The following is an 11,680-nucleotide window of genomic DNA, read 5'->3' on the forward strand; positions in this document are numbered from 1 at the left end:
CGAAAGCGACGTTATTTTGAATTTTATGAGGCTTCAAACATGGTACCTGTGGTCGCGCTTGTCGGGCGCCCTAACGTTGGAAAATCCACTCTTTTTAACCGTTTAACACGCACCCGTGATGCGCTGGTTGCGGATTTCCCGGGGCTGACGCGTGACCGTAAGTACGGTCGTGCAGAGGTGGAAGGACGCGAGTTCATCTGTATCGATACCGGGGGTATTGACGGTACGGAAGACGGCGTAGAAACCCGCATGGCAGAGCAATCTCTGCTGGCTATCGAAGAAGCGGATGTCGTTCTGTTTATGGTGGATGCTCGCGCTGGCCTGATGCCCGCGGATTCTGCTATCGCTAAACATCTGCGTTCACGCGAAAAGCCAACCTTCCTGGTGGCGAACAAAACTGACGGCATCGATGCCGATCAGGCCATTGCGGATTTCTGGTCTTTAGGCCTGGGCGATATTTATCCTATCGCGGCCTCGCATGGCCGTGGCGTCACCAGCCTGCTGGAAACCGTTCTGCTGCCGTGGGTTGATGAAGTAAACCCACCGGAAGAGGTGGATGAGGACGCTGAATACTGGGCGCAGTTTGAAGCCGGAGAAGAAGGAGAGGAAGAGCCGGAAGACGACTTCAACCCGCAGGATCTGCCTATCAAGCTGGCTATCGTGGGTCGCCCAAACGTGGGTAAGTCTACGCTTACTAACCGTATTCTCGGCGAAGAGCGCGTGGTGGTTTACGACATGCCAGGCACAACGCGTGACAGCATCTACATTCCAATGCAGCGCGATGAACGTGAGTACGTACTTATCGACACCGCAGGGGTGCGTAAGCGCGGGAAAATCACCGATGTGGTTGAAAAATTCTCGGTGATCAAGACCCTTCAGGCGATTGAAGACGCCAACGTGGTGCTGCTGGTTATTGACGCACGTGAAGGTATCTCCGATCAGGATCTCTCTCTGCTCGGCTTTATCCTCAATAGTGGGCGCTCACTGGTTATCGTCGTCAACAAGTGGGACGGCCTGAGCAATGAAGTGCGCGAGCAGGTGAAAGAGACGCTGGACTTCCGTCTGGGCTTTATCGACTTTGCCCGCGTTCACTTCATCTCTGCCCTGCACGGGAGTGGTGTCGGCAACCTGTTCGAATCCGTTCGTGAAGCCTATGACAGCTCTACCCGCCGTCAGAGCACGGCGATGCTGACCCGTATCATGAACATGGCTGCTGAAGACCACCAGCCGCCGCTGGTGCGCGGTCGTCGCGTGAAGCTGAAATATGCTCACGCCGGGGGATATAACCCGCCTATCGTGGTGATCCACGGTAACCAGGTGAAGGATCTGCCGGACTCCTACAAACGCTACCTGATGAACTACTTCCGCAAGTCGCTGGACGTGATGGGTACGCCTATCCGTATTCAGTTCAAGGAAGGGGAAAACCCCTTTGCGAATAAACGCAACACCCTGACGCCGAACCAGATGCGTAAGCGTAAGCGTTTGATTAAGCACATTAAGAAAAGCAAATAATCCTTACCGATCTCACTAAAATCCGCGCCTGTCGCGGGTTTTTTTTCGCTCATTCAAAAGGCCCGCCTTCCCTGTGTGATGTCAATCACTATTCGCTTTGAACCATGTTTATATCTAAGAAAGTAGACAATCGTCGAATTTTCGTCTTAAAGTCCAGGGTTCGGTACTAGACAAAACTAGCGCCTGGTTATCAAATGGTTAACCAACATTTCGCCGCATGTAAAAAATCGATCGGATACGTAACCGTTCGGCGTACATGCTGGTGTTTACAAGCACGACACATACCTTTTCGGGAGAATTATGCAATCCTCTGTTAATCAAAAAGAGAGCCGAACCTTCTTCGGCCATCCTTATCCGCTCGGTTCGCTGTTCTTCACCGAGATGTGGGAGCGTTTCTCGTTTTACGGTATTCGCCCGCTACTGATCCTGTTTATGGCCGCCACCGTGTATGACGGCGGAATGGGCCTGGCGCGTGAAAACGCCTCGGCGATTGTCGGTATTTTTGCCGGCACCATGTACCTCGCCGCGCTGCCGGGCGGCTGGCTGGCGGATAACTGGCTCGGCCAGCAGCGGGCCGTCTGGTACGGTTCGATTTTGATTGCGCTTGGGCACCTGTCGATTGCCCTGTCGGCCATCATGGGCGACAACCTGTTCTTCATCGGCCTGATGTTTATCGTGCTCGGCTCCGGCCTGTTCAAGACCTGTATCTCGGTCATGGTGGGGACACTGTACAAAAAGGGCGATGCGCGTCGTGACGGCGGTTTCTCGCTGTTCTATATGGGCATCAACATGGGCTCGTTCATTGCCCCTCTGATTTCCGGCTGGCTGATTAAAACCCACGGCTGGCACTGGGGCTTTGGTATCGGTGGTATTGGGATGCTGGTCGCCCTGATTATCTTCCGCGTGTTTGCCGTTCCGGCCATGAAGCGTTACGACAGCGAAGTCGGTCTGGACTCCACCTGGAACAGTCCGGTAGTGAAACGTAACGGCGTGGGCGCCTGGCTGCTGGCGCTGGCTGTGGGTGTTGCAATCATCGTTACGTTGATTGCCCAGGGCGTGATTGTGATTAATCCGGTCGCGGTCGCCAGCGTGCTGGTGTATGTGATTGCCGCCTCCGTCGCGCTCTACTTCATCTATCTGTTCATCTTCGCCGGGCTGAATCGCAAAGAGCGCGCAAGGCTGCTGGTGTGCTTTATTCTGCTGGTCTCCGCCGCGTTCTTCTGGTCCGCGTTCGAGCAGAAGCCAACCTCCTTCAACCTGTTCGCCAACGACTACACTAACCGCATGATCGGTGATTTTGAGATCCCGGCGGTGTGGTTCCAGTCGATTAATGCCCTGTTCATCATTCTGCTGGCCCCGGTATTTAGCTGGGCATGGCCGAAGCTGGCGAGCAAAAACATTCGTCCGAGCAGCATCACCAAGTTCGTGATCGGTATTCTGTGTGCAGCGGCGGGCTTTGGCCTGATGATGCTGGCGGCGCAGAACGTACTGAGCAACGGTGGGGCAGGGGTTTCTCCGTTCTGGCTGGTGGGTAGTATCCTGATGCTGACGCTCGGGGAACTGTGCCTGATTCCGATTGGTCTGGCGACCATGACCCTGCTGGCGCCGGAAAGAATGCGCGGCCAGATGATGGGCCTGTGGTTCTGCGCCAGTGCGCTGGGTAACCTGGCTGCGGGGCTGATTGGCGGTCACGTGAAGGCCGACCAGCTGGATATGCTGCCAGACCTCTTTGCCCGTTGCTCCATTGCGCTGCTGATTTGTGCTGCGGTGCTGATCGTCCTCATTGTTCCGGTACGTCGCATGCTGGAAAATGCGCAAACTAAACCGGCTACCGAAGCCTGATACTATTCAGTCTGCCGGGGCAGTTGTCCTGTCCCGGCCCAACTCAACAGGAGAGAGCATGTCGATTACCTGTCCGGATTGCCACGCAGCGCTCGAGCCGCAAAACGGTATCGCGCACTGCGACAGCTGCAATAAAGATATTCCCCTCGAAGCGCGCTGCCCTGACTGCCATCAGCCGCTTCAGGTACTCAAGGCCTGCGGCACGGTGGATTACTTCTGTCAGAACGGCCACGGGCTGATCTCAAAAAAACGCGTCGAGTTCGTCAGGGCTGGGGCTTAATCGCACACGCAGCCTTCTCCTTTTTGCCATAGCTCAATCAGCGATTCCGGCGCTTCCTGCTCCGGAACCAGCACAATAATATCGGTATACTGCGCCTGATTGTGCCGGGTCCAGATTATCTGAATGCGAAAATAGCGCTGATCGCCGCTGCCCGGAGACGACGCCTGGCCCGGTGGCTGTCCGCGCGGGATAGCCTGTTCCAGAATATTTACCACGCGCTGACGCTGCGCCTCGTTGAGCGTGGAGAGGGCGATTGTGCGCTGACCGCTCAGCTTAGGAATAAAGGCGACGCCGCCTTCCCGGGCCAGCTCAACCACGGCGTCATCCGTCAGTTCCGGTACCTGCATTACAGTACTCCCACCTGTTCCCAGGCTTGTTTTATAGCCGCCCCAACGTCGCTACCGGAGCGTTTCTCGCCGTGCGCGATCGTCAGTTTTGCAAAGGCATCAAAATCCGCATCCTGCGCCAGGTTGCGATCGCAAACCGTGTCGTACCAGGCATAACCCGCTTTTTCCCAGGCGTAGCCACCGATCGCCGTTGCGGCCAGGTAAAACGCGCGGTTGGGGATGCCGGAGTTAAGATGCACGCCGCCGTTATCCTCGCGCGTTTTGATGAAGTCTTTCATGTGCGCGGGCTGCGGGTCTTTGCCGAGCAGCGGATCGTCGTAGGCGGTACCGGGTTCAGACATGGAACGTAGCCCTTTCCCGTTGATACCCTCCGCCAGCAGACCCTCACCAATCAGCCAGTCTGTCCGATCGGCGGTTTGCTTAAGATGGTATTGCTTCACCAGCGAGCCAAACACGTCTGACAGCGACTCGTTTAGCGCGCCCGACTGTTCAAAATAAATCAGCCCGGCTTCGGTCTCGGTCACGCCGTGGCTAAGCTCATGCGCCACCACGTCGATGGCAATGGTGAAGCGGTTGAAGATTTCTCCGTCACCGTCGCCAAAGACCATCTGCTGGCCGTTCCAGAAGGCGTTCTGATATTCCCGACCATAATGCACGGTGCCGGTGAGGATCAGTCCTTTGTTATCGAGTGAATCGCGCTGATATTCTTTCCAGAAGAAATCATGGGTGATACCCAGATAATCGTACGCTTCATCCACCGCCACATCGCCGTTGGAGGGCTGGCCTTCATAGCGCACCTGGGTACCCGGCAGCTCCTGGGTCTGTTTCGCATCGTAGATGTCACGCTCAAGCTGTCCGGCTTTATTCACATGCGGCGCGGCGGGCTTGCCCGGCATATGCGCCATCAGGGTTTGCACATGGGTTAATGTCTGACGGGCGCAGCGCTGCTGGGGCTCTGACCCGCTTTCGATAATACGACGAAGAATATACGGAGGGATGACGCTATGAAGATGGGGCATGCTGCTCTCCTTATTAAAAAAGGCAATAGCAGCAGTATAGTTTGTAACCGGCGAAGATTTATCCGCTTTTACGCTGGCGCGTTTTTTTCATCGGTTTGATCTCTTTCACCTCACTCTCGACCCAGCCGTCAGAAAGCCGGGTGGTGAGTACATCCCCGGCTTTGACCTGTTTCGTCTGCTTCAACACTTTGCCGTCCGTCGCGGTGGTCACACTATAGCCGCGGGCCAGCGTGGAGAGCGGGCTGACGGCTTCCAGATGGGTGACCGCATTGCCAAAACGCTCGCGCGTGGTGCTCAGGCGTGAGCGGATATTTTCCGCGAGGCGATACTCAAGCTGCTGGATCCGCGTTTGTGCGCGATAAATCTTCGGCTGCGGATTCTGCTGGTTCAGACGCTGCGTCGTGCGCTGCTGGCGCGATACCGCCCGCTTAAGCTGGTTATCCAGCGCGAAGTTCATCCGCTGACGCAGACGTTCCAGCACAGTTTGCTGACGCGCGAGACGCAATTGCGGATGCTGCTGTTGCAGACGATGGTGAAGCTGGGTAAAGCGGCGGGTACGGTTGGCGAGGAAGTAGTCCATCGCCATCTCCAGGCGCTGCTGCCCGTTCTGGATCTGACGCAGCAGCTCCTGCTGGTTACGGCTGACTACCTCTGCCGCCGCGGACGGCGTGGGCGCGCGTAAATCCGCGACAAAATCCGCTATCGTCACATCCGTTTCATGGCCGACGGCGCTTACCACCGGGATAAGGCTGGCAAAGATTGCCCGCGCCACGCGCTCGTCGTTAAAGCTCCACAGGTCTTCCAGCGAGCCGCCGCCGCGCCCGACGATCAGGACATCACACTCCTGACGCGCATTCGCCAGCTCAATGGCGCGCACGATCTGCCCCGGCGCATCGTCACCCTGAACGGCAGTCGGGTAGATAATGACGGGCAGGGAAGGGTCACGGCGCTTAAGGACGTGCAAAATATCGTGCAGGGCCGCACCGGTTTTCGACGTGATAACCCCAACGCAGTGGGCTGGTGAGGGAAGGGGTTTTTTAAACTGCTGGTCGAACAATCCCTCAGCCGAAAGCATGGCTTTTAGCTGCTCGTACTTCTGTTGCAGCAAGCCTTCACCGGCGGGCTGCATGCTCTCGACGATAATCTGATAATCGCCGCGCGGCTCATACAGGGTAATGTTGGCGCGAACCAGAACCTGCTGGCCATGCTGAGGACGGAACGTCACGCGACGGTTGCTGTTGCGGAACATCGCGCAGCGCACCTGAGCGGTGTCGTCTTTCAGCGTAAAGTACCAGTGGCCGGAAGCAGGCTGCGTGAAGTTAGAGATTTCACCGCTGATCCAGACCTGTCCCATTTCCTGCTCAAGCAGCAAACGCACCGTCTGATTAAGGCGGCTGACAGTATAGATTGAGGGGGATTGAGAGGATAACATGTGAGCGGGATCAAATTCTAAATCAGCAAGTTATTCAGTCGATAGTAACCTGCTGAGAGGTGAGCGCAAGCATTTTTTTCAAAAAAGTGTGGATGCAATCGGTTACGCTCTGTATAATGCCACGGCAATATTTAACCACCCAGGTCAGAGATATTGCCCATGCTACGTATCGCTAAAGAAGCACTGACGTTTGACGACGTCCTCCTCGTTCCCGCTCACTCCACCGTTCTGCCGAATACTGCCGACCTCAGCACGCAGTTGACGAAAACCATTCGTCTGAACATTCCTATGCTCTCCGCAGCAATGGACACCGTGACTGAAGCGCGTCTGGCTATCGCCCTGGCACAGGAAGGCGGCATTGGCTTTATCCACAAAAACATGTCTATCGAGCGTCAGGCGGAAGAAGTTCGCCGCGTGAAGAAGCATGAATCCGGTATCGTGTCCGATCCTCAGACCGTTCTGCCAACCACCACGCTGCACGAAGTGAAAGCCCTGACCGAGCGTAACGGCTTTGCAGGCTACCCGGTAGTCACTGAAGACAACGAACTGGTCGGCATCATTACCGGTCGTGACGTGCGTTTCGTGACTGACCTGAACCAGCCTGTAAGCGTCTACATGACGCCAAAAGAGCGTCTGGTGACCGTGCGTGAAGGCGAAACCCGCGACGTGGTGCTGGCGAAAATGCACGAAAAACGCGTTGAGAAAGCGCTGGTTGTGGACGCGAACTTCCACCTGCGCGGCATGATCACCGTTAAAGATTTCCAGAAAGCAGAACGTAAACCGAACGCCTGTAAAGACGAGCATGGCCGTCTGCGCGTCGGCGCTGCGGTTGGCGCGGGCGCAGGTAACGAAGAGCGCGTTGACGCGCTGGTTGCCGCGGGCGTTGACGTGCTGCTGATTGACTCCTCCCACGGCCACTCCGAAGGCGTTCTGCAACGTATTCGTGAAACCCGTGCTAAATACCCGGATCTCCAGATTATCGGCGGTAACGTGGCAACAGGCGCAGGCGCTCGCGCGCTGGCGGAAGCGGGTTGCAGCGCGGTGAAAGTGGGTATCGGCCCTGGCTCTATCTGTACCACCCGTATCGTCACTGGCGTAGGCGTGCCGCAGATCACGGCGGTTTCTGACGCGGTTGAAGCGCTGGAAGGCACCGGTATTCCGGTTATCGCGGACGGCGGTATCCGCTTCTCTGGTGACATCGCCAAAGCGATCGCCGCAGGTGCCGCAGCCGTGATGGTGGGCTCCATGCTGGCCGGTACCGAAGAATCTCCGGGTGAAATCGAACTCTACCAGGGGCGTTCTTATAAATCCTACCGCGGTATGGGCTCCCTGGGCGCGATGTCCAAAGGTTCCTCCGACCGTTACTTCCAGACCGATAACGCTGCTGACAAACTGGTACCGGAAGGTATCGAAGGTCGCGTGGCGTATAAAGGCCGCCTGAAAGAGATCATTCACCAGCAGATGGGCGGCCTGCGCTCCTGTATGGGTCTGACCGGCTGTGGTACCATTGACCTGCTGCGTACCAAAGCGGAATTCGTACGCATCAGCGGTGCGGGTATCCAGGAGAGCCACGTTCACGACGTGACGATCACCAAAGAGTCCCCGAACTACCGTCTGGGCTCCTGATAAATTTCCGCGCCCGGCTCAATGCCGGGCGCTTTGTTTTGTTTCACTTGCCTCGGAATTAGCGTCAATGACGGAAAACATTCATAAACATCGCATTCTCATCCTGGACTTTGGTTCTCAGTACACTCAGCTGGTGGCGCGCCGCGTGCGTGAGCTGGGCGTTTACTGTGAGCTGTGGGCGTGGGATGTCACGGAAGCACAGATTCGCGAATTCAATCCAAGCGGCATCATCCTGTCCGGCGGCCCGGAAAGCACCACCGAAGAGAACAGCCCGCGCGCGCCGCAGTACGTGTTCGAAGCGGGCGTACCGGTGTTCGGCGTTTGCTACGGTATGCAGACCATGGCGATGCAGCTGGGCGGCCACGTAGAAGGCTCTAACGAGCGTGAGTTCGGCTACGCACAGGTTGAAGTTGTCACCGACAGCGCGCTGGTGCGCGGTATCGAAGACTCCCTGACCGCAGACGGCAAGCCGCTGCTGGACGTGTGGATGAGCCACGGCGACAAGGTTACCGCCATCCCGTCCGACTTCGTGACCGTTGCCAGCACCGAAAGCTGCCCGTTCGCCATCATGGCGAACGAAGAAAAACGTTTCTACGGCGTGCAGTTCCACCCGGAAGTGACCCATACCCGTCAGGGTATGCGCATGCTGGAGCGCTTCGTGCGTGACATCTGCCAGTGTGAAGCCCTGTGGACCCCGGCAAAAATCATCGACGACGCCGTGGAGCGTATCCGCCAGCAGGTTGGCGATGACAAAGTGATCCTCGGCCTCTCCGGTGGCGTGGACTCCTCTGTGACCGCGATGCTGCTGCACCGCGCCATCGGCAAAAACCTGACCTGTGTCTTCGTGGATAACGGCCTGCTGCGCCTGAACGAAGCGAAGCAGGTTATGGACATGTTTGGCGACCACTTCGGTCTGAACATCGTTCACGTGGAAGGCGAGCAGCGTTTCCTGGACGCGCTGAAAGGCGAGAACGATCCGGAAGCGAAACGTAAGATCATCGGTCGCGTGTTCGTGGAAGTGTTCGACGAAGAAGCGCTGAAGCTGGAAGACGTGAAATGGCTGGCGCAGGGCACTATCTACCCTGACGTGATCGAGTCTGCGGCCTCCGCAACCGGTAAAGCGCACGTTATCAAATCTCACCACAACGTGGGCGGCCTGCCGAAAGAGATGAAGATGGGTCTGGTGGAACCGCTGCGTGAGCTGTTCAAAGACGAAGTGCGTAAAATCGGTCTGGAGCTGGGGCTGCCGTACGACATGCTCTACCGTCACCCATTCCCGGGCCCGGGCCTCGGCGTACGCGTGCTGGGCGAAGTGAAGAAAGAGTACTGCGACCTGCTGCGTCGCGCGGACGCGATCTTCATCGAAGAGCTGCACAAGGCTGACCTGTACAACAAGGTAAGCCAGGCGTTCACCGTGTTCCTGCCGGTACGCTCCGTCGGCGTGATGGGCGATGGCCGTAAGTACGACTGGGTTGTTTCCCTGCGTGCGGTGGAAACCATCGACTTCATGACCGCGCACTGGGCGCACCTGCCGTATGACTTCTTAGGCCGCGTGTCTAACAGAATAATCAATGAAGTCAATGGCATATCGCGTGTCGTGTATGACATCAGCGGCAAGCCACCGGCGACGATCGAGTGGGAGTAAGCCCATAACCTTTCCTGCGAAGTTATAAGCAGGTAAGACTGATAAAACCCTCTGTTTACAGAGGGTTTTTCTTTTGTAGCTGATATCCGAACGGGACGTGAGCTACTGGCTCATCTGCCGGGATCCACGGCAGCCGATACTGCGTCGCCATGCCCCTGGCGCCTGACCATACTGACGCTTAAAGCTGCGATTGAAGGACTGCTGAGAGTCAAAGCCCAGCGCGATCGCCACGTTCAGAATCAGTTCATCGCTGTGGGCTAAGCGCTCAACCGATTTTTGCAGCTTTTGCGCGCGAATATATTCGGCGAGAGGGGAGCCGGTATGTTCTTTGAAAAGCCGCTGGAGGTGCCATTTCGAATAGCCGGCTCGCCTGGAGACGGTTTCAATGTCCAGACGGCTATCGAGGTTGTTGTCGATCCAGTCGAGTAAATCGTGAATGAATGCACCCGTGTTCATCTTGCTTCCCCCTACGCCACGCATTAAAAAGCATCTTTGTTTGTTGCACTTAAAGGTGACCCGTTTTTACATTAATTGCAAGTTTTATTGTTGCATTTAAATCCCTGCTCAAAACACGTGATTTACCTTTGCCGCAAATAGCACATAAAGTGCAACAATTATTCTTGCACTTAGTTAAGCGCCTTCCTACAATCGCCGCGAATAGTGTATTCGCAACTGTTACAGTTTTGTGGCGATGAACGACACAAATGGCCTTAAGACAGCCCCCGGACAAAGGAAGTGGCGCGGTGCCTCCTGCTGCGTCTTGCCCGGTGGCGACAATTATCGGAATAAAAATAATGAGCCTGCAAAAAACCTGGGGTAATTCTCATCGGAGCGCGCTGGGGGCCATGTTGCTCTCCGTGCTTCTCGTCGGATGCGATAACAGCGTCGCGCAAAATGCCGCGCCACCTGCGCCTGCCGTGAGTGCCGCTGACGTGGTGGTGAAATCGATTAGCCAGTGGGATAGCTTTAACGGCCGGATTGAAGCGGTGGAGAGCGTTCAGCTGCGCCCGCGCGTGTCCGGCTACATTGATAAGGTGAATTACACCGACGGCCAGGAAGTGAAGAAGGGCGAGGTGCTGTTCACCATTGATGACCGTACCTATCGCGCCGCGCTGGAACAGGCGCAGGCGAACCTGGCGCGGGCCAAAACGCAGGCCAGCCTGGCGCAAAGTGAGGCTAACCGTACCGATAAGCTGATCAATACCCATCTGGTCTCACGGGAAGAGTGGGAGCAGCGTCGCTCGGCTGCCGTTCAGGCGCAGGCCGACATTCGCGCCGCGCAGGCGGCGGTTGACGCAGCCCAGCTCAACCTGGACTTCACCAAAGTGACTGCGCCTATCGATGGTCGCGCCAGCCGGGCGCTGATCACCAGCGGGAACCTGGTGACTGCGGGCGATACCGCCAGCGTCCTCACCACGCTGGTCTCGCAGAAGACGGTGTACGTCTACTTTGACGTGGACGAGTCAACCTACCTTCACTATCAGAAACTGGCCCGCAGCGGGCAGGGGGCGTCCAGCAATCACACGGCGCTGCCGGTTGAGATTGGCCTGACGGGCGAGGAGGGCTATCCCCATCAGGGCAAAGTGGATTTCCTGGATAACCAGCTCACGCCGAGCACCGGGACCATCCGCATGCGCGCGCTGCTGGATAACTCACAGCGTCAGTTCACGCCGGGACTGTTTGCCCGCGTACGCCTGCCGGGCAGTGCGGAATTTAAAGCCACGCTTGTTGACGATAAGGCGGTGCTGACCGATCAGGATCGTAAATACGTCTATATCGTGGATAAAGACGGAAAAGCGCAGCGCCGCGACATCACGCCCGGGCGTCTGGCCGACGGTTTACGTATCGTACAGCAGGGGCTGAATCCCGGGGATAAAGTCATCGTCGATGGTTTACAAAAAGTGTTTATGCCGGGTATGCCGGTTAATGCAAAAACCGTTGCCATGACCGCCAGCGCCGCCCTCAACTGATCCCTTA

The 11,680-nt window shown here is 56.8% G+C and carries 10 protein-coding genes; 6 read left to right on the plus strand and 4 right to left on the minus strand.

What is annotated here, in order from left to right; genetic code table 11:
* The first annotated feature begins 39 nt into the window (after positions 1 to 39).
* From der to AM329_RS01205, 3 genes are all read left to right on the plus strand, one after another.
* Positions 40 to 1,512, plus strand: a complete 1,473-nt coding sequence (gene der, locus AM329_RS01195; RefSeq protein WP_003860611.1) for a ribosome biogenesis GTPase Der — start codon at positions 40 to 42, stop codon at positions 1,510 to 1,512.
* A gap of 300 nt (positions 1,513 to 1,812) precedes the next feature.
* Positions 1,813 to 3,354, plus strand: a complete 1,542-nt coding sequence (locus AM329_RS01200) for a peptide MFS transporter (RefSeq protein ID WP_032609832.1) — start codon at positions 1,813 to 1,815, stop codon at positions 3,352 to 3,354.
* Between the two features lie 58 nt (positions 3,355 to 3,412).
* Positions 3,413 to 3,634, plus strand: a complete 222-nt coding sequence (locus AM329_RS01205; protein ID WP_032609830.1) for a zinc ribbon domain-containing protein — start codon at positions 3,413 to 3,415, stop codon at positions 3,632 to 3,634.
* Here AM329_RS01205 and AM329_RS01210 read toward each other — a convergent pair.
* The 3 genes from AM329_RS01210 to xseA are packed head-to-tail and all read right to left on the minus strand — an operon-like array spanning position 3,631 to position 6,432.
* The gene (locus tag AM329_RS01210; protein WP_003860606.1) at positions 3,631 to 3,981 is read right to left on the minus strand and encodes a protealysin inhibitor emfourin; all 351 of its coding nucleotides are present in this window, start codon (positions 3,979 to 3,981) and stop codon (positions 3,631 to 3,633) included. The two genes, AM329_RS01205 and AM329_RS01210, sit on opposite strands and share 4 nt — an antisense overlap.
* On the minus strand, positions 3,981 to 5,000 hold the full coding sequence (locus AM329_RS01215; RefSeq protein WP_039264626.1) for a M4 family metallopeptidase: 1,020 nt from the start codon (positions 4,998 to 5,000) through the stop codon (positions 3,981 to 3,983). Before AM329_RS01215 ends, AM329_RS01210 begins: the two co-directional genes overlap by 1 nt.
* Positions 5,001 to 5,058: 58 nt before the next feature.
* Positions 5,059 to 6,432 (minus strand): exodeoxyribonuclease VII large subunit, encoded by a 1,374-nt coding sequence (xseA, locus tag AM329_RS01220; protein WP_023314642.1) that lies wholly within the window; start codon positions 6,430 to 6,432, stop codon positions 5,059 to 5,061.
* Between the two features lie 159 nt (positions 6,433 to 6,591).
* On the opposite strand from xseA, the gene guaB reads away from it, so the two are divergent.
* Together guaB and guaA are read left to right on the plus strand one after the other, a co-directional pair.
* The gene (gene guaB, locus AM329_RS01225; RefSeq protein ID WP_003860601.1) at positions 6,592 to 8,058 is read left to right on the plus strand and encodes an IMP dehydrogenase; all 1,467 of its coding nucleotides are present in this window, start codon (positions 6,592 to 6,594) and stop codon (positions 8,056 to 8,058) included.
* Between the two features lie 67 nt (positions 8,059 to 8,125).
* Complete coding sequence (guaA, locus tag AM329_RS01230; protein WP_003860599.1) at positions 8,126 to 9,703, plus strand: glutamine-hydrolyzing GMP synthase; 1,578 nt, start codon at positions 8,126 to 8,128, stop codon at positions 9,701 to 9,703.
* 102 nt (positions 9,704 to 9,805) lie between these two features.
* On the opposite strand, the gene AM329_RS01235 is transcribed toward guaA, so the two are convergent.
* Positions 9,806 to 10,159, minus strand: coding sequence for a helix-turn-helix domain-containing protein (locus tag AM329_RS01235; protein ID WP_032609827.1), 354 nt, complete (start codon positions 10,157 to 10,159; stop codon positions 9,806 to 9,808).
* A gap of 338 nt (positions 10,160 to 10,497) precedes the next feature.
* Here AM329_RS01235 and AM329_RS01240 point away from each other — a divergent pair, with 338 nt between their 5' ends.
* Positions 10,498 to 11,673, plus strand: a complete 1,176-nt coding sequence (locus AM329_RS01240) for an efflux RND transporter periplasmic adaptor subunit (RefSeq protein WP_032609825.1) — start codon at positions 10,498 to 10,500, stop codon at positions 11,671 to 11,673.
* The last annotated feature ends 7 nt before the right edge of the window (positions 11,674 to 11,680 follow it).

Source organism: Enterobacter cloacae complex sp. AR_0002, assembly GCF_001922365.1.
Taxonomy (GTDB): domain Bacteria; phylum Pseudomonadota; class Gammaproteobacteria; order Enterobacterales; family Enterobacteriaceae; genus Enterobacter; species Enterobacter hormaechei_C.